We start from the raw sequence: 18,855 nt of genomic DNA, 5'->3' as shown, positions 1-18,855 counted from the left end.
CTCGAGACGTCGGGCGCGCCCCGGATCTAGTGCCCAACCCCCTGGACCGGCGCCGCGCTGGTGTCGCTGCCGTGATGCGTCAGCGGCTTCATGCCGGTGACGGTGCGAAGCAGCACGTAGAACACCGGCGTCAGGAACAGACCGAACACGGTGACGCCGATCATTCCTGAAAACACTGCAACGCCCATGGCCCGCCGCATCTCCGATCCGGCCCCGGTCGAGAGCACCAGCGGCAGCACGCCCATGATGAACGCCATCGAGGTCATCAGGATCGGCCGCAACCGCAGCCGGCTCGCCTCGATCGCGGCTCGGATCGGCGTGCGTCCCGCGAACTCCAGCTCGCGCGCGAATTCGACGATCAGGATCGCGTTCTTGGCGGAGAGACCGACCAGCACGATCAAGCCGATCTGGGTGAAGACGTTGTTGTCGCCCTTCGCGACCCAGACGCCGAACATCGCGGCCAGCAGGCCCATCGGCACGATCATGATGATCGAGAGCGGCAGCGTCAGGCTCTCATAGAGCGCGGCCAGCACCAGGAACACCAGCAGAATCGCCAGCGGGAACACCCAGATGCCGGAATTGCCGGCGATGAACTCCTGATAGGTCAGGTCGGTCCATTCGAAGGCAAAGCCGGGCGGCAGCACTTCCGCCGCGATCCGCGTCGCGGCTTCCTGCGCCTGGCCCGAGGAGAAGCCGGGCGCAGCCGCCGCGTTGATGTCGGACGACAGGAAGCCGTTGTAGCGGATCGCGCGCTCGGGGCCCGCGCTCTGGCGGATCTTCAGCAGCGCCGACAGCGGCACCATGTCGCCGGAGGACGAGCGCACCTTCAGCTGCCGGATGTCGTCGGCCCGTGCGCGGAACGGCGCGTCGGCCTGGACGCGGACGGAATAGGTGCGGCCGAATTTGTTGAAGTCGTTGACGTAGTAGGAGCCGAGGTAAATCTGCAGCGTGTTGAACACCTCCGTCACGGGCACGCCGAGCTGGAGCGCCTTGGTGCGGTCGATGTCGGCGAAGAGCTGGGGCACGTTGACCTGGAAGCTCGAGAACACGCCCGCGATTTCCGGTGCCTTCTGCATCGCTGCCATGAAGGCGTTCGTCGCCTCGTTCAGGGCTTCATAGCCGAGTCCGGCACGATCCTCGATCTGCAGCTTGAAGCCGCCGATCGTGCCGAGGCCGTTGACCGGCGGCGGCGGGAACATGGCGATGAAGGCTTCCTGAATGCCGGCATATTTCTTGTTCAGCTCGGCCGCGATGGCGGGGCCGCTGAGCGCGGCATCCTTGCGTTCGTCGAACGGTTTCAGCGTCGAGAACACGATGCCGGCGTTGGAGGAATTGGTGAAGCCGGAGATCGACAGGCCCGGGAAGGCGACCGAGCTCTCGACACCGGGCTGGGTCAGCGCGATGTCGCTCATCTTGCGGATCACCTCCTCGCTGCGATCCAGAGTCGCGCCGTCGGGCAGACGGGCGAAGCCAACCAGATATTGTTTGTCCTGGCCCGGCACGAAGCCGCTCGGCACCTGCTGGAACAGCAAGGCGGTGAGGCCGACGAGGGCCACGTAGAGGCCCATCACCGCGGCCTTGCCCGAGATCACCTTGGTGACGGTGCCGCTGTAACTCTGCGACGAGAAGGTGAACGCCCGATTGAAGCGACGGAAGAACCAGCCAAGGCTCTTTTCCATGATGATCGTCAGCTTGTCCTTTGGCTCGTTGTGGCCCTTGAGCAGCAGCGCCGACAGGGCCGGCGACAGCGTCAGCGAGTTGACGGCGGAGATCACCGTCGAGATCGCGATCGTCAGCGCGAACTGCTTGTAGAACTGTCCGGTGAGGCCGGAGATGAAGGCGAGCGGCACGAACACCGCGATCAGAACCAGTGCGATCGCGATGATCGGGCCCGAGACCTCGCGCATCGCCTGATAGGTGGCGTCGCGCGGCGACAGCCCGGCCTCGATGTTGCGCTCGACGTTCTCGACCACGACGATGGCATCGTCGACGACGATGCCGATCGCAAGCACGAGGCCGAACAGGCTGAGCGCGTTGATGGAGAAGCCGAACACGTGCATCACCGCGAAGGTGCCGACGATCGACACCGGCACCGCCAGCAGCGGGATGATCGAGGCGCGCCAGGTCTGGAGGAACAGGATCACGACCAGCACCACCAGCGCGATGGCTTCCAGCAAGGTGTGGATGACCGCCTCGATCGAGGAGCGCACGAACTGGGTGGGGTCGTAGACGATTTGGTAGGACACGCCTTCCGGCATGTTCTTCTTGATCTCGGCCATGGTGGCGCGAACGTTGTCGGAGATCTGCAGCGCGTTGGAGCCGGGCGCCTGGAAGATCGGGATCGCCACCGCCTGCTTGTTGTCGAGCAGCGAGCGCAGGCCGTATTCGGACGCGCCGAGCTCGATGCGCGCGACGTCGCGCAAGCGCACGACTTCGCCGCGCGCGCCGGTCTTGACCACGATGTCGCCGAACTGCTCCTCGTTGGCGAGCCGCCCTTCCGCATTGACCGACAATTGCAGGTCGATACCCCTTACGTTCGGGGAGGAGCCGACGACGCCGGCGGCGGCCTCGACGTTCTGCGCCTGGATCGCCTTGACGATGTCGCTGGCGGTCAGGCCATGCTCAGCAGCCTTCTGCGGATCGACCCACACCCGCATCGAATAGTCGCCGGCACCAAAGAGCTGCACGTCGCCGACGCCGTCGATCCGCGCCAGACGATCCTTGACGTTGAGCACCGCGTAGTTGCGCAAATACGTCATGTCGTAGCGGCCGTTCGGCGACAACAGATGCACGACCATGGTGAGGTCGGGCGAGGACTTCTTGGTGATGATGCCGAGCTGGCGCACCACCGCGGGGAGGCGCGGCTCGGCCTGCTGCACCCGGTTCTGCACCAGCTGCGTCGCCTTGTCGGGGTCAGTGCCGAGGCGGAAGGTCACCGTCAGCGTCATCGCGCCGTCGGTGGTCGCCTGGCTCGACATGTACAGCATGTTCTCGACGCCGTTGATCTGCTCCTCGATCGGCGTCGCCACCGTCTCCGCAATCACCTTGGGATTGGCGCCGGGATAGGTGGCGCGCACCACGACGGAAGGCGGCACGACATCGGGATACTCCGAGATCGGCATCGCGAACAGCGAGATGAGCCCTGCGAGGAAGATCAGGACCGAGAGCACGCCGGCGAAAATCGGGCGATCGATGAAGAATTTCGAGAGATTCATGGCTTTGCCCCTGGGCAATATCCTGCTGTTCTCCGACAGCTCCACCGTCATTCCGGGGCGTGGGCGAAGCCCGCGAACCCGGAATCCGGAGGTGAAGTGGTCGGAGTTTCAAACTTCTGGATTCCGGTTCGCGCTACGCCCGCCCCGGAATGACGGAGAACTAGCGTTGCACGACGTCCTGGTTGCTGTGGTTGGAGGCCTGCTGCGGCCCGCGCGCGCCCATCGCCGCGATCTCCGTCTTGAGGAGGGCGCCCGGACGCACGCGTTGCAATCCGTTGACGACGATGCGATCGCCTGGCTTCAGGCCCGTGGTGACGATGCGCAAGCCATCGACCGCGCCGCCGAGCGTGACCGGCCGATAGACTGCGCGGCTGTCGTCACCGACCGCCATCACGAACTTCTTGTCCTGGTCGGTGCCGATCGCGCGCTCGTCGATCATCACCAGCGTCTGCTGCTTCGGCTGGCCCATGCGCACGCGGGCGAACTGGCCGGGGATGAGACGGCCGTCCTCGTTGCGGAACACCGCGCGGACGCGGATGGTGCCGCTCTGGCCGTTGACCTGGTTGTCGATGAGCTGGATGTGGCCTTTCGCCGAGAGACCGCCGGAGGTCGTCATCTCGACCGGGATCTGGTCGAGATTGCCGCGCTTGCCGGACGCATCCGCGATCGAGTTCAATGCGCGCAGCACGACCTCTTCGTCCGCATCGAAGGAGGCGTAGATCGGATTGACCGAGACCAGCGAGGTCAGCACGGGAGAGGCGGTGCCGGCGGCGACGAGATTGCCGACGGTAACCTCGATCTTGCCGACGCGGCCGTCAACCGGCGCGCGAACCTCGGTGTAGTCGAGATTGAGCTTGGCGGTCTGGAGCGTCGCTTCGGCCGCCTTGACGTTGGCGACGGCTTCGCGATTGGCGTTGTCGCGCTGGTCGTAGTCACGGCGGGTGACGACGGCGTTGCCGACGAGCTGCGCGCCGCGCTCGAGCTCGCTCTGGGTGAACACGACGCGGGCCCTGGCAGCCTCGAGCTGGGCTGCGGCCTTGTCCACCTCGGCCGCGTAAGGCGCCGGATCGATCTTGAACAACACGTCGCCGGCTTTCACCAGTGCGCCTTCGGTGAAGTTGGTCGCAAGGATCGCGCCCGCCACGCGCGGCCGCAGCTCGACGCGGTTGATAGCCTCCAGGCGGCCGGAGAAGTCGTCCCACAGCACGGTCTGCCGCGGCTCGATCATGGCGACCGTGACGGAAACGGCTTGTTCCGCCGCGGCGGCCGTTGCGGTCGCCTGCGCTGCGTGAAAGTAACGGCCGGTCGCGATCGAGCCGGCTACGGCGAGGGTGCCCACGATGGCGACGCCGCCGAGAAGGCGGCGGAAACGGCCGGCGCGGGAGGTATTTTGGGAGGGGGGCATTTGCGCGCTCCAGATATGTAGTGTTCACTACAGATGTGGAGCTGGATATCGCAGTGCAAGATACTTATGTACCATTCACTAAGAAAATTGTACGCCGATACCGCGACGATTGGAAGACACAAGAAAAAGAAAGCTAGAACAAATAGATAGGATTTGACGTTAAGCCTCAGGCAGAACGCGAAGTCCGAGGAGACAGGCACATGGGTATGGGACGCCCCCGCGAATTCGACGCCGACACGGCGTTGGATCAGGCGATGGAAGTGTTTTGGCGCCATGGCTATGAGGGTGCCACCATTGCCCAGCTGACCGAGGCCATGGGCATCAATCCGCCGAGCCTCTATGCCTGTTTCGGCAACAAGGAAGGCCTGCTGAAGGCCGCGCTCGACCGCTACACGAAACTGCGCGGCGTCTGGATGGACGAGGTGGTGGCCGCATCCACGGCCCGTGAGGTCGCCGAGCGGATGCTGATGGGCATCGCCGACAAGCAGACTGATCCCGCCAATCCGCCCGGCTGCCTTCTGGTGCAGGGCGGCATCGCCTGTGGCACCGGCTCCGAGAACGTCCCGTTCGAGCTCGCCTCCCGCCGCGCCCAGAACGAGGATCAACTCCGCGACCGCTTCATTCGCGCCAAGGCTGAAGGCGATCTCAAGCGGACCTCAGACCCGGCCGCGCTCGCGCGCTACGTCTCTGCCGTCGCCGTCGGCATGGGCGTGATGGCGTCTTCGGGCGCGGATCGTGAAGCGCTGCGGCAGGTGGCAAGCGTGGCCGTGCAGGCGGTTGAGGCGCAGTCGGAGCGGGGGTAAGGCTCGGCCGAGCCGAGCGCATGAGCTCTCCGGCCTGCTGGACAAGTCGCACCAATGTTCGCCCTGACATTTCTCGGGACCTCCGCCAGCGTTCCCTCGGCAGAACGCAACCATCCTGCGCTTCTCGTGGAGGCCGCGGGCAGGCGCATCCTGGTTGATTGCGGCGAGGGCACGCAGCGCCAATTGCTCCGCAGTGGCGTCGGCTTCCGGCGGCTCGACCGCATCCTGCTGACGCACGGTCATCTCGATCACGTGCTCGGCATCCCCGGTCTCTTCTCGACGCTGGGATTGCGGCAGACCTCCGAGATGATGACCATTCATGGCGGACAGGGCACGCTCGACATCGTCATGCGAATGCTCGCAGGCCTGTGGGGTGCGGGCAGGGCGCCGATCCCGGTGACATTCGTGCCGCTGAGCGAAGGACAGGTCATCGACGCCGGCGAATTCATCGTCGACTGCTTTCCGGTCCGTCATCGCGACACCGATAGTTTCGGCTTCGCATTCCAGAGTCCCGCACGCCGTCATCTTCGGCCCGACCGCCTCGCGGCGCTCGGTGTTCCGGACGGTCCCCTGCGCGGAGAGCTGGCAGAGGGACGACCGGTCGTGATCGCCGATGGCCGAACGGTCGACCCGGAGGACGTTCTGGGGCCGCCGAGCGGCGGCAGGAAGCTCGTCGTGATCGGCGACACCGAGACCACGGAGGGGCTGTCCGACCATGTCGCGGGCGCCGACGTGCTGGTGATCGAAGCGACCTTCCTCGATCGCGACGCCGCAACCGCGCGGGACTACGGCCATCTCACCGCAGCGGAGGCGGCTTCGTTTGCCGCGGCGAACAACGTCAGGCAGCTCGTGCTGGTGCACCTGTCGGGTCGCTATCAGGACGAGGAGATCCTGACGGAGGCAGCAAGGATCTTTCCGAGCAGCCGGATTGCCGCCGATTTCGATCGCATCGTGATCTAGCCATGTGCGCGACTGTACATTCGGGCCTATGAACAGCGGGCGCTCGATCAGTATCCCCAGCAACGGAAACTGGATCGATGGGCGGATCGTAAACAATTACATCTAGGGGGCGTCTATGCGCCGGCTTGCGGCGACAACTGTCGTTTCACGGATAACGCCTGCAATGGCCTGTTGGTCGCGCTTGAACTTGGCAACCAAGCCGGCGCCGGCGCGATGCTGGTCAATCACAACCACGTCGCTGCCGCGGGCGGCCGTTTGTTGTTGCGTGGCGGCGGCCGCTCACTCTGTCGAACGGCTGGACGACGCTGGCGGGCGGCTACGAAATTCCGCGCGCGTCGCCTGCGCGATGGCACCTGTCATATCTCCGGCGACATCTCCAACGGCACGACGACGGTTGCGGCTGTGTTCGCAACCATTCCGGACGCTGCGTTCTATCCCAAGCACGTCTGCATCAGGTCGGGGCCGAACAGCACAAGCGGCGTAGTCAATTTGGGGATCAACAATGGTAGCGGAGCGATGTCGTTCCGCAGCACCGGAGATGCGGCTGGAACAGGAATTTTGTGCACCCATATGGGCGCTCCGATCAACTGATCCCCGTCAGTTCCAAATCCCTCGGTTGAGATAGCGCCAAAAGCGGTTGGCCCATCTTCGAGCAGGACAATGGTTGATTGGTAGGATTGTAGATGGTTGATTGGTAGGATTGTAGTCAACATCTGGCCAGCGCGTCGAGGGCCAGCGTCGCCTTAATGTCCAGGGTGGCATGGCTATTCCCCTCGTTGTCGGCGCGTCTTCAACTAGCCTTTGCACGGGCCGCTTCCGTGATTCCGGCGCAGCCTGCTCGTCGTAGGGCGGCTCGTTAAGACCAGCCCGTTCGTGACCCTCGCGGCCCCCGGTTGGTCCCGGTCGCCTTGGGCGCGGGTTCTGTCCACATGAAGGGCAACACCGTTCCTCCGATCTCGTCACTGACTCCCTCATGAAACAGAGGAATTCCGCAGAACAACGCACGTGCCCGCGATGAGGACGGCGAGGGACGTGTCGTGCGCATCGACCAGGTGGTTCGCGGTGCGCCTCGAGTACAGCGACGAGAAGAAGCGCTGGCAGTGCGAAGCCTACAAGCAGCTCGGCCACCTCGAGAAGAACAGTTTCGAAAAGGTCAAGCACAGCGAGGATTTCGTGGAGCTGCTGCGCGATATCCTGGATCTGCCGGCGTTCTGCGCCGGCGCGCGGGCGCTACTGATCGAAGCCGGTAGCCGCGTGGCCGCCGAGAAGCTTGTCCGCGATCGCGGCCACAGTCGAATGGCGCTCTTGCTGGCGAAGCATTTTTGCTAGGTGAGGGCAGAGCGATAACTGCGCTTGATGCTGGGACTTCCTCTGTCATAGGGCTGCTTCTTTCGCCTGCGTAGGACTAGCAGCCTATGAACTCCTGTTTTGCGAAGGAGTAAGCAATATTTCGGTCAAAGCGAAAAACGCCCAGTAGGTCCTGCTGGGCTATTTCCATGTAATTGAATAGCTCCGCCCGTTGGAGTTCGGATCGCTGTTGTCGCTGGCCGAGAAGATGATGCCGGCGCCGAGCCAATGCGAATAGCTACCGTTGGCCACTTTTGAAGGGCTGTGCGGTGGGCCGAGCGGTTTTCCATCTTCGAGCAGGACAATGGTCGATCTGACCGGCATGCTGCCAAAATCTGCGAGCCCTTCGAGTTTTGGCACAAGAGCCTGGTAGGCGGTCGGATCAATCTTGCGGAAGGGACCGGTTAAATTCGCGGACTTCGGCGGGTCCGGTTTCGGAACGTAGCTGTAGTGCAGGTAGAGCGCGACTGGGAAATAGACGGCGAGCACGACTAAGACCACTTTGGTAGCTTGTGAAAGTGTCAAAGACGGCATGGTTATTCGCCGCCCTTGTTTGACAGCCCAACGCACTCCCGGACAGTGAGCGCCCTCGAATCGCGGCGAAGCATTCGCTTCCTCAAGGAGTTTCAGCGCCGAGCAATTTTGCCCTGCGCAGACTCTTGTGAATTGGCCGCCTTGGAGCCGACGAAATGTCGTATCCCAGGAACGCCAGGATTAGTTGAAGGCCCGCCAGAAACGGCAGGGCGGCGAGCATGACGGTTCCGGCGGTTGCTGTTGCACCGATGTGTGCACCGGCGACCCATCTGCTCAGTCCGAATATTGCGCCGCCGAGCATCAAGGCGAGACCGAGGGGAAGTTTGAACGATGCAAGCGAAAGGTCTCGAAGATAGTAGTTATATATAATTCTCTTCACGAAATTTCGCAAATGCTTGAAGGCGAACTCCGCGACGATCTTAGAGATTTTGAGATTGCTTTGCTCGTCGCCGTATTTTGCATCCATCGGAATGTCGATGACGACCGCGCGAATGATGTTGAGACGAAACAGCACGTCCGTCTCGAAGAAATATCGAGTGCACGCCCTAATTAGGACACCGGAGAAGGCAGATGAGGACAGTGCCCTCATTTTGAGATCGGCCCGCTTCCGACGGCTGGAGCGCATCCACGATGGTATTCTTGCTGGCACTTCGCGTAGTCGTCGTACAGGAAGTAGGTAACGACCACGATTACGAGGACCATGAAAGCAAGAGCTATCTTCTGCCTCATTCATTGACACCTGCAGAGGAGTTGGGACACCTCGCCGAAGACCGCTGAGCCAAATCAACGGTTCCGCGAATTAGGACACTCTCGAATTCAAAATAGGACACAGGGGGCCAAATACGGATAGTACCCCACAGAAGGACTGGACCACGAACGTCGGCGCGGCTATATGAGCGACCTGCAAGCGCTGATTTGCTCTTCGCTAGCCTTGCAAGACTTCCGAAGAAAGCTTAGCGATATCAAGCACTTCGGTGGGGAATGGTGTAACGGTAGCACAACAGACTCTGACTCTGTTTGTCTTGGTTCGAATCCAGGTTCCCCAGCCAATTCCGGGCGCTTTCCCTAGGGCATCATGCCCTCGGCATCTGATCGCAGGCCGGAAGGCTCACCGGGCGCGCCACCGCGAGCGACCGTTTGCCTCAGCTGAAAATCGTGGGCCCGGGTCGGATATCCGACCGCTGCAACGTCCTTGGGACACACAATCCAAGGAGTTCTGTGATGCCCTATGTCGATGGTTTCGTGCTCGCCGTGCCGAAGGACAAGATCGAGGCCTACAAGGTTCTGGCGCGAACGGCCTGCGCGATCTGGATGGAGCACGGCGCGCTCGATTATGTCGAGTGCATCGGCGATGACGTGCCCTATGGCGAGCTGACGTCGTTTCCGCGCGCAGTGATGGCGAAGGAGGAGGAGATCGTGGTGTTCGCCTGGATCGTCTACCGCGACCGGGAATCCCGCGATGCCGTCAACAAGAAGGTGATGGCGGATCCGCGGCTCAAGGGCGGCGATATCCCCTTCGACGGCAAGCGCATGATCTATGGCGGCTTCACGACGCTGCTGCGGGCAAGCGACATCGCGACCTGACGGTGCCCGTTACTTGATCTTGTCGTAGGCCGCCGCGAAATCGTTCAGCGGCATCGGGATCGCGATGGTCTCCTTGGCCATGTTCTGGAAGGAGACCTTCAGCTGCTTGCCCGAACGCAACGCTGCCAGCAGGTCCGGCGCGACCGGCGTCGAGGCGTAGCAGCCGCGGTTCTCGCAGGTCTGGATCTGGAGGTCGGCCGTCTTGCCCTCGTCGACCTGGAGCTTGGCGCCGACGGGAAGGTTGAGGCCCAGCGGCAGTTGCAGCAGCGCCACCGGCGTGCGGGTGTCGGGCGCGATGCGGATGTTGACAAGCACGATGGTCTGGCCGGTCTTGGTCAGCACCGCGTTCTGCTCCATCGCGCATTCGAGCGGCGCGTCGCGGCTGACGCTGGTGCAGCGCACGATCCAGCCGGCCTGCTGCGCCGGAGCGCCGTCCGCCTGTGCTTGTGTCGGCGCGGGCTGTGCGGCCGGGGCGGGGGACGCGGCGTTCTTCTTGGCACCCTGCTGGGCATGCGCAGCGCCGGTCGACAACAGGACAGCGGCGGCGAGGGCGACAAGTCTGGATTGCATGGGCATGACGAAACCGCGTTGGCGTGAACCGGGGGCCCCGCTGTAGCGTCGCGGGAGCCGCGGTGCAAGCTTACTCGGCGGCTTCCTTGACGGTGCCGTGCTCGGGCGCCTCGTCGCCTTCGCCGCCGCCCGAACGGCCCCAGTCCGAGAACCAGTTATTGAGCTTGTCGAGATAGAGATAGACGACGGGCGTGGTGAACAGCGTCAGCGCCTGGCTGACGATCAGGCCGCCGACCATGGCGTAGCCGAGCGGCTGGCGGATCTCGGCGCCGGTGCCGTGGCCGAGCATCAGCGGCACGCCGCCGAGCAGCGCGGCCATCGTCGTCATCATGATCGGGCGGAAGCGCAACAGCGCGGCCTGACGGATCGATTGCTCCGGCGTCTTGTGCTCGTCGCGTTCGGCGGCAATCGCGAAGTCGACCATCATGATGCCGTTCTTCTTCACGATGCCGATCAGGAGGATGATGCCGATCAATGCGATCAGGCTGAAGTCGAAGCCGGCCGCCATCAGGATCGCGAGCGCGCCGACGCCGGCCGAGGGCAGGGTCGACAGGATCGTGATCGGATGGATGTAGCTTTCATAGAGGATGCCGAGGATCAAATAGACCACGACGAGGGCTGCGAGGATCAGCAGCGGCACGGTGCCGAGCGACTGCTGGAATGCCTGCGCGGTGCCCTGGAAGCTCGAATTGAGCGTCGGCGGCGCGCCGAGTTCGGCCATCGCCTTCTGCACGGCCTCGGTGGCCTGGCCGAGCGCAACGCCCTGCGCAAGGTTGAAGCTGATCGTGATCGCCGGGAACTGGCCCTGGTGGCTGATCGAGAGCGGCCGCACCGGATCGGTGGTCCAGGTTGCGAAGGTCGAGAGCGGCACCTGGTCGCCGGTCAGCGGCGACTTCAGATACAGCTTGTTCAGGCTGTCGAGATTGCCCTGCATCTCCGGCAGGATCTCGAGGATCACCTTGTAGGTGTTGAGCTGGGTGAAATACTGCGTGACCTGCCGCTGTCCGAAGGCGTCATACAGCGTGTCGTCGATCAGCTGCGGCTGGATGCCGTAGCGCGATGCGGTGTCGCGGTTGATCTTGAGCTGCACCGTGGTGCCCTGCGTCTGCTGGTCGGTCGCAACATCGCGCAGCTCCGGCAGCGTCTGCATCTTGGCGAGGATCTTCGGCGCCCAGTCGTTGAGCTCGGCGAGATCGGCGTCCTGCAGGGTGAACTCGAACTGCGTGCGTGTCGGCCGGCCGCCGAGCCGGACGTCCTGGGCCGCCTGCATGTAGAGGCGGGCGCCCGGCACCTTCTCGAGCTTTGGACGCAGCCGCGCGATGATCTGCTGCGCCGAGGCCTCGCGCTCGTTGCGCGGCTTCAGCGTGATGAACATGTTGCCGTTGTTGCCGGCGCGACCGCTGCCGCCGATGTTCATCGCAATGGTGGCGACGTCCGGGTCCGCCATCACGATCTTGCCGAGCTCGACCTGGCGGCGCTGCATCTCGGCGAACGAAATGTCCTGTGAGGCTTCGGAGGTGGCGGTGATCAGGCCGACGTCCTGCTGCGGGAAGAAGCCCTTCGGGATCAGGACGAACAGGTAGATCGACAGGCCGAGCGTGGCGAAGAAGATCGTGAGCGTGGTGCGCCGCCAGGCGAGGGCATGGTCGAGCACATATTCGTAGCCGCGCAGCATGCCGTCGAAGGCCCGCTCGCTCCATTGGTAGAACCTGCCGTGGGTCACTTCGCCATGCGCGCGCAGGAACCGCGAGGCCATCATCGGCGTCAGCGTCAGCGACACGAACATCGAGACGAAGATCGTCATCGCCAGCACGACGGCGAATTCGCGGAACAGGCGCCCGATGATGCCGCCCATCAGCAGCAGCGGGATCAGCACCGCGACCAGCGAGATGCTGATCGAGACGATGGTGAAGCCGATTTCCTTGGAGCCCCTGAAGGCCGCCGCCATAGGCGATTCGCCCTCTTCGATGTAGCGCGTGATGTTTTCCAGCATCACGATGGCGTCGTCGACCACGAAACCGACCGCGATCGTGAGCGCCATCAGCGACAGATTGTCGAGCGAATAGCCGGCCACCCACATCAGGGCGCACGCGCCCAATAGCGCCAGCGGCACCGTGATGGTGGGGATCACCGTCGCCCAGAAGCTGCGCAGGAAGATGAAGATGACCATGACCACGAGCGCGATGGTCAGGAGCAGCGTGAACTGGACGTCCTCGACCGCGGCGCGGATCGTCGTGGTGCGGTCGCTGATGAGCTCGATCTTGATCGCGGGCGGGATCGCCGCCACGAGGCGGGGCAAGGTCGCCTTGATCCTGTCGACGGTCTCGATGACGTTGGCGCCCGGCTGCTTGAATATCACCAGGAACACGCCGCGCTTGCCGTTGGCCCAGGCCGCCTGCTTGGCGTCTTCAGCGCCGCTGACGGCCTGGCCGATGTCGCGGATTCGCAAGGGGCCGCCGTTGCGGTAGGCGATGATGACGTCGTTCCAGTCCTTGGCCTGGGTGAGCTGGTCGTTGGCGTAGATCGTGTAGGCGCGCTTGGGCCCGTCGATGTTGCCCTTGGGGCTGTCGACCGTGGTGATCGCGATCTGACTGCGCACGTCCTCGAGCGACAAGCCTTTGGCGACGAGTTTCGCCGGGTCGATCTGAACGCGGATGGACGGCTTCTGCTGGCCGCCGATGAACACCTGAGCGACGCCGGAGAGCTGGCTGATCTGCTGGGCGAGCTGGGCGTCGACGGCGTCGCTGACGCTTGTCAGCGGCAGTGTCTCGGAGGTCGCCGACAGCAGCAGGATCGGGGCGTCCGCCGGGTTGACCTTGCGGTAGGTCGGCGGCGAGGGCAGGTTCTTCGGCAGCTGGCCGCTTGCCGCGTTGATGGCGCCCTGCACGTCGTTGGCCGCGCCGTCGATGTTGCGATTGAGGTCGAACTGGATGGTGATCGACGCGGTGCCCAGATAGCTCGTCGAGGTCATCTGGGCGATGCCGGGAATCTGGGCGAATTGCCGCTCGAGCGGCTGCGCCACCGACGAGGCCATGGTCTCGGGGCTGCCGCCCGGCAGGTTGGCGGTGATCTGGATGGTCGGGAAATCCACCTGCGGCAGCGGGGCGACCGGCAACAGGGGGTAGGCGACGAGACCGACGAAGAGAATGCCGGCCATCAGCAGCGAGGTGCCGATGGGATAACGGATGAAAGGTGCCGAAATCCCGCCTTCGGTCATTCCTGTCGAACCTTGTTCTGCGCCGGATCAGAGCTCGCCACCGCCGTCGAGACCAGGCTTCCGGGCTGCACCTTGAACTGACCGCCGGTGATCACCTGCTGCCCGGGCGTAAGGCCTTCATCGACGACCGAACGTCCGTCGATGCCATAGCTCACCTTGATCTTGTGCACTTCGGCCTTGTTGTCCTGATTGACGGTATACGCATAGAGGCCGTTGGTCGAATGCTGGACCGCATCGTCGGGAACCACCGTCGCGTCCTTCAGCGTCCGCACCAGCAGGCGCGTGGAAACCGACTGGCCCGGCCACAACGCGTGGTCCTTGTTCTCGAACACCGCCTTGAGGCGAACGGTCCCGCTGGTCGTGTCGACCTGGTTGTTGATGACGGCGAGCTTGCCCTCGGCGAGCGTCTTCTTGCCGTCGGTGGTGAACGCAATCACCTTGAGCGCGCCGGCCTTCTGCCCCTCGCTGATATAGGGGAGCTGGTCCTCGGGCGCGGTGAAGATCACCGAGATCGGCTCGACCTGCGAGATCGTGACGATGCCGGTCTGCGTCGAGGCGTTGACGATGTTGCCGATGTCGACCTGGCGGAGGCCCGCGACGCCGGTGATCGGCGCCTTGATCTGGGTGTAGTCGAGCTGGGTCTGGGCGTTGGCGATCGCAGCTTCGTCGGCGGCGATCTGGGCGTTGAGTTGGGCGACGGTCGAGCGCTGGGTGTCGACCCGCTGCGCGGTCGCGAATTCGCCGAGCCTCATGGCGCGCTGAAGTTCGAGATTGGCGTTGGCCAGGTTCGCCTCGTCCTGCGCCTTCTTGGCCTTGGCCTGGTCGAGCGCGGCTTGATAGGGGCGGGGATCGATCGAGACCAGAAGCTCGCCCTCCTGGACGATCTGACCCTCGCGGAAGGCGAGCTTGTCGATCTGGCCATCGACGCGCGAGCGGACCTGGACGGTGTTGAAGCCCTGAACCGTGCCGAGACCGGTCAGGTACACCGGAAAGTCGACCTTCTGGACCGGCGCGACGCTCACGGGCACGGCGGCCGGGCGCGGCGGACCTTTCTGCGCGGTCTGGGATTTTCCGGCCTGAGGCGGGCCGAACTTCTGCCAGCCATAATAACCCGCGGAGGCCACGGCCGCCATGATCAGAATCCAGAGGATCGGCCGCGACTTTTTCATATCGTCTCGTGTCGGCTCTTGTGCCCTAAGCTTACGAATTATGGGGCAATCATAGGGTTCCAGCGCGCTTGTATAATACACGCCAAGTTCCAGTGTAAACAGCACTATCCGTCGGGAATCCTAAACAATTGGAAAGCTTTGCACCGCCTGGGCAGCAGGCTGGCGCGATCGTGTGCAGTGCTGCATTTTCCCGTGCGAACGATCGCGCGGGCAGCGGGTTTAGCAAGACGCGGAACTGGTGCGGACTGCGAGGTCCACCGGCTTGTTGCGAAGCGGCCCGAGCTTTCTTGCAAGAACGGTTCTAAATCGCCGCAGTGGCGTTTCGGTTGTCAGGAAAATCCGCATCGTTCATATCGGCGCGCCGCCACAAGGGAGCGCAGGATGGACGAACTGAACGGCAAGCTGATCGCGTGCCAGATTCTGATCACGGGACTGATTGCGCGCGTTGCCAACGAGCAGCGCGATCCCTTGCGCTTCCTCACCGACTTCCGCGACGAGATCAAAGCCGTCGTCAACGGCGTCAACATCGCCGGCATGGACAACACCGACCGCGTGCGCGCGGTCGCGCAGAAGACCGTCGATGAATTGTTCTCGCTGATGAAGCCGCCGAGCAGTGATTGATGCCAAGAGCGCGACGCTGATCTCGCGGTATTTTTCGCGCTTCCCTTAGAACGACTCCAATCCAGATTTAGAACGATTTCAAAGTCGAATTTAGAATCGTTTTGATCTCGACTTATTCCGGGGGCCTAAGGGCTTGCCCGCATTGACCGGTTATTTTGCGGCCGATACCAACTGTCCCATTCGCTCATCGAAGTGAGTGAGCGAACAAGATGATGGGGCGTTTTGTAATGGGGCAGGTGGTCGCACCGAAGTCGTTGCGTTCGGTCGTAGCGTTCGATCCGATGGATGAGAAGTCAGCGGGCATTTCCGGCAAGAAGGTTTCGGCCGTCGCGAGCCTGATCGCCGTGGCGTCGGTGTCGAGCGGCGCGCAGGCGCAGCAATCGAATTTGCCGCCCGTAACGGTCGACGCGCCTCACGAGCGCCCGCGGCCGACGGCGTCGAAGCCGACGGCCGAACAGGTCCGCGCTCGCAACGCGCTCCGCCGCGCCGCGCAGCGCCAGCAGGCGCAGCAGACGGCTCCCACCACACCGTCCGGCGCGCCCGACGGCAATCCCTATGCCGATCCCGCCGCGCCCTACAAGGTCGACCACGTCCAGGCTTCGGGCAAGTTTCCCGAGAAGATGCTGAACACCCCCAAGACCATCACGGTGCTCAGCAAGGAAGTGCTCGAGGACAAGAACGCGACGACGCTGAAGGAGATCGGGCGCTCGACCGCGGGCGTCACGCTGGGCTCGGGCGAGGGCGGCAACGCGTTCGGCGACCGCTTCTTCATCCGCGGCTTCGATGCGCGCAACGACGTCTTCATCGACGGCATCCGCGATCCCGCCGTTTCGATCCGCGAGAACTTCTTCACCGAGCAGATCGAGATTCTGCGCGGGCCGGCATCCTCCTATGCCGGCCGCGGCACCGCCGGCGGCGCCATCAACATCGTCACCAAGCAGGCCGGCGACGTCAACTTCAAGCGCGTGGACAGCGAGTTCGGCACCGACATGACCAAGCGCGTCACGCTCGATGTCAACCAGGTCATCGATCCGACCTTCTCGGTGCGCACCGGCGGCCTGTTCCAGGACGCCAACGTCGCCGGGCGCAACTACGTGACCGACAATCGCTGGGGCAGCTTCATCTCGACCAAGTACACCCCGACGAACGACATCAAGATCACGACGAACTACGTCCATACCGACCTCAGCGGACTGCCGGACTTCGGCGTGCCCTACTACAAGCAGGGCAATGTGCCGGTGACGTCGGCCGGCATCCCGCGTGGCAACTGGTACGGCTTCCTCAACCGCGACTTCCAGACCGCGCGGCAGGATTTCGGCACCGGCACGATCGAATACAAGGTCAACGAGGCCATCACGCTGACCAGCAAGGTGCGCGGCGAGCATTCGCTGCTCAACTACATCGGCACGTTGCCGCAAAATCCGAATACGACCAGCCCCAATCCGCTGCTCTGGACCACGACGGCGAGCGCGCAGAGCCGCTACCAGAACGTGGATGTATGGGCCAACCAGAACGAGGCCACGTTCAAGCTCGATACCGGCGGGGTCAAGCACACCGCTGTGTTCGGCGTCGAATATTCGAACGAGAACATCTCGATCGACCGCTACGCCGGCCTTGCGTCGGAACTGTCCGGCGCAGGCTTCCAGAGCAACGGCGCTGTCCAGAACGTCAATCTCTACTCCCCCCAGTTCACCAACATTCCGTTCGGCACGCCGTCGCTGGCTGGGAATCCGACGCGCTATGGTGTCAACACCACAAGCGTGTACGTCATGGATACCGCGAACTGGCAGGACACGGTCATCGTCAATGGTGGCGTGCGCTACGACGGCTATAGCCAGAGCTCGTCGACCAACGCGGCCTATCTGAAGCAGAACGCCGATCTGGTGAACTACAACGTCGGCCTGGTCTACAAGCCGATGTCGATCGGCAGCCTCTATGCGGCCTATGCAACCTCGGCCAATCCGTTCGGGTCGGAGCTTGACGCGACCGCGACCGATTACGGTGGCGTTCCGCCCAACACGGCCGTCCTGCTCGGGCCCGAGCGCAACAAGGCGATCGAGCTCGGCACCAAATGGGAGCTTGCAGACCGGCACCTGCTGGTGACCGGTGCGCTGTTCCAGACCACCAAGGACAACGCGCGCGAGACCGTCAATGGCCTGCTGACCTCGGGCGCTGCCTACAGGATCCAGGGCATCGACATCGAGGCGGAGGGCAAGATCACCGACCGCTGGAGCATCTTTGGCGGCCTGGTTCTGATGCAGTCGAAGGTCACGCAGAGCGGCGTTGCCTCGAATCTCGGTCTGCAGCTCGCCAACATCGCCCACCAGTCGTTCAGCATGTTGACCAAGTACAAGTTCGACGGCGGCTGGGAGCTCGGCGGGCAAGCTGTATACCGCTCCAAGGTCTATGGCGGCACGTTCGCGGCCAACACCAACGAGCTGCCGAGCTATTGGCGCTTCGACGCGTTCGTCGAGAAGAAGATCGACCAGAACTGGACCATGAAGTTCTACGCCCAGAACCTGACCAATAAGCTCTATTACGACTCGTTCTATCGCAGCAATGTGCCGTTCGTGGCGGTCGCACCGGGACGGGCGTTCTACATCGTGACGACGGCGAAGTTCTGATCATGTTGACCTGTCTGCCTGGCGTTCTCAGCAAGGATGATGTGGCGGATTTCCGCCGCATCATGGACGCCAGCGAATGGGAAGACGGCCGCTCCACCGCCGGCGCGCAGTCGGCGATGGTCAAGCGCAACGAACAGTTGCCGCCGGACAGCGAGGTCGCGCGCAAGCTCGGCAACCGCATCATCTCGGCGCTGACGGCGAACCCGCGCTTCGTCGCGGCGGCGATACCGCTCCAGATCTTCCCGCCGCTGTTCAACCGCTACGCGGCGAGCAGCGGCCACCATTTCGGCCTGCACGTCGACAATGCCATCCGCGGCGACCGCCTGACCGGCCTTCGCATCCGCACAGACCTGTCGGTCACGCTGTTCCTTGCCGAGCCGGAAGACTACGACGGTGGCGAACTTGTGATCGAGGACACCTACGGTTCGCACGAAGTCAAGTTGCCAGCCGGCGACTGCGTGCTCTATCCCTCGACCAGCCTTCACCTCGTCACGCCGGTGACGAGGGGAACGCGGGTTGCGTCTTTCTTCTGGCTTCAGAGCATGATACGGGACGATCAAGCCCGGAGCATGATCTTTGACCTCGACACCGCGATTCAGGCGCTGGTGGAACGGCTCGGGCGTGACGATCCCGAAACGGTCAAATTGACGGGTATCTATCACAACCTCATTCGCTACTGGGCCGAAGTATGAAGAGCATGACCTTCCAAGCAAGCCTTGCCGCAGCCGCCATGCTGGCGGCCGCCTTGCTGGCAACCCCCGTTTCCGCCCAGACCCAGACCCTGCCTGCTGCCCCGGCGCAAGCGG

15 protein-coding genes and 1 tRNA gene are annotated in these 18,855 nt (G+C 63.4%); 9 read left to right on the top strand and 7 right to left on the bottom strand.

Going from position 1 to position 18,855, the window contains the following annotated elements; translation table 11 throughout:
• Positions 1-26 precede the first annotated feature (26 nt).
• Together GPL20_RS28340 and GPL20_RS28335 are read right to left on the bottom strand one after the other, a co-directional pair.
• Positions 27-3,215, bottom strand: coding sequence for an efflux RND transporter permease subunit (locus GPL20_RS28340; protein ID WP_157333851.1), 3,189 nt, complete (start codon positions 3,213-3,215; stop codon positions 27-29).
• Between the two features lie 160 nt (positions 3,216-3,375).
• Complete coding sequence (locus tag GPL20_RS28335) at positions 3,376-4,620, bottom strand: efflux RND transporter periplasmic adaptor subunit (protein ID WP_157333850.1); 1,245 nt, start codon at positions 4,618-4,620, stop codon at positions 3,376-3,378.
• Between the two features lie 200 nt (positions 4,621-4,820).
• On the opposite strand from GPL20_RS28335, the gene GPL20_RS28330 reads away from it, so the two are divergent.
• From GPL20_RS28330 to GPL20_RS28315, 4 genes are all read left to right on the top strand, one after another.
• Complete coding sequence (locus GPL20_RS28330; RefSeq protein ID WP_157333849.1) at positions 4,821-5,423, top strand: TetR/AcrR family transcriptional regulator; 603 nt, start codon at positions 4,821-4,823, stop codon at positions 5,421-5,423.
• Between the two features lie 54 nt (positions 5,424-5,477).
• The gene (gene rnz, locus GPL20_RS28325; protein WP_157333848.1) at positions 5,478-6,383 is read left to right on the top strand and encodes a ribonuclease Z; all 906 of its coding nucleotides are present in this window, start codon (positions 5,478-5,480) and stop codon (positions 6,381-6,383) included.
• A 171-nt stretch (positions 6,384-6,554) separates the two neighbouring features.
• Positions 6,555-6,974: a hypothetical protein gene (locus GPL20_RS28320; RefSeq protein WP_157333846.1), complete on the top strand. Its 420-nt coding sequence runs from the start codon at positions 6,555-6,557 to the stop codon at positions 6,972-6,974.
• Between the two features lie 441 nt (positions 6,975-7,415).
• Complete coding sequence (locus GPL20_RS28315) at positions 7,416-7,712, top strand: hypothetical protein (RefSeq protein WP_157333844.1); 297 nt, start codon at positions 7,416-7,418, stop codon at positions 7,710-7,712.
• Between the two features lie 159 nt (positions 7,713-7,871).
• Here GPL20_RS28315 and GPL20_RS28310 read toward each other — a convergent pair whose 3' ends face one another.
• Together GPL20_RS28310 and GPL20_RS28305 are read right to left on the bottom strand one after the other, a co-directional pair.
• Positions 7,872-8,264, bottom strand: a complete 393-nt coding sequence (locus GPL20_RS28310) for a hypothetical protein (protein ID WP_157333842.1) — start codon at positions 8,262-8,264, stop codon at positions 7,872-7,874.
• 82 nt (positions 8,265-8,346) lie between these two features.
• Positions 8,347-8,778, bottom strand: coding sequence for a hypothetical protein (locus tag GPL20_RS28305; protein WP_157333840.1), 432 nt, complete (start codon positions 8,776-8,778; stop codon positions 8,347-8,349).
• 461 nt (positions 8,779-9,239) lie between these two features.
• Between GPL20_RS28305 and GPL20_RS28300 the strand changes: the two genes are divergently transcribed.
• Positions 9,240-9,313, top strand: a tRNA-Gln gene (locus GPL20_RS28300).
• A gap of 172 nt (positions 9,314-9,485) precedes the next feature.
• The gene (locus GPL20_RS28295) at positions 9,486-9,848 is read left to right on the top strand and encodes a DUF1428 domain-containing protein (RefSeq protein ID WP_157333838.1); all 363 of its coding nucleotides are present in this window, start codon (positions 9,486-9,488) and stop codon (positions 9,846-9,848) included.
• Positions 9,849-9,857: 9 nt separating this feature from the next.
• Here the strand turns inward: GPL20_RS28295 and GPL20_RS28290 are convergent, their stop codons facing one another.
• From GPL20_RS28290 to GPL20_RS28280, 3 genes are all read right to left on the bottom strand, one after another.
• Positions 9,858-10,424, bottom strand: a complete 567-nt coding sequence (locus GPL20_RS28290; RefSeq protein WP_167533258.1) for an invasion associated locus B family protein — start codon at positions 10,422-10,424, stop codon at positions 9,858-9,860.
• A 64-nt stretch (positions 10,425-10,488) separates the two neighbouring features.
• A complete protein-coding gene (locus GPL20_RS28285; protein WP_157333836.1) occupies positions 10,489-13,635 on the bottom strand; it encodes a multidrug efflux RND transporter permease subunit in 3,147 nt (1,048 codons plus the stop codon).
• Positions 13,632-14,804 (bottom strand): efflux RND transporter periplasmic adaptor subunit, encoded by a 1,173-nt coding sequence (locus tag GPL20_RS28280; RefSeq protein WP_157333834.1) that lies wholly within the window; start codon positions 14,802-14,804, stop codon positions 13,632-13,634. The genes GPL20_RS28285 and GPL20_RS28280 overlap by 4 nt, the downstream gene beginning before the upstream one ends.
• Before the next feature lie 381 nt (positions 14,805-15,185).
• Here GPL20_RS28280 and GPL20_RS28275 point away from each other — a divergent pair, with 381 nt between their 5' ends.
• The 3 genes from GPL20_RS28275 to GPL20_RS28265 all read left to right on the top strand — a co-directional run bounded on the left by GPL20_RS28275 (position 15,186) and on the right by GPL20_RS28265 (position 18,741).
• Positions 15,186-15,425, top strand: coding sequence for a hypothetical protein (locus GPL20_RS28275; RefSeq protein ID WP_025035676.1), 240 nt, complete (start codon positions 15,186-15,188; stop codon positions 15,423-15,425).
• A 227-nt stretch (positions 15,426-15,652) separates the two neighbouring features.
• Complete coding sequence (locus tag GPL20_RS28270) at positions 15,653-18,049, top strand: TonB-dependent receptor (RefSeq protein WP_157334007.1); 2,397 nt, start codon at positions 15,653-15,655, stop codon at positions 18,047-18,049.
• Between the two features lie 2 nt (positions 18,050-18,051).
• A complete protein-coding gene (locus tag GPL20_RS28265) occupies positions 18,052-18,741 on the top strand; it encodes a Fe2+-dependent dioxygenase (protein WP_157333832.1) in 690 nt (229 codons plus the stop codon).
• Positions 18,742-18,855 lie beyond the last annotated feature (114 nt).

It is taken from the genome of Bradyrhizobium cajani (genome assembly GCF_009759665.1).
Taxonomy (GTDB): Bacteria; Pseudomonadota; Alphaproteobacteria; order Rhizobiales; family Xanthobacteraceae; genus Bradyrhizobium; species Bradyrhizobium cajani.
This window is presented reverse-complemented; position numbering and strand designations above follow the sequence as displayed.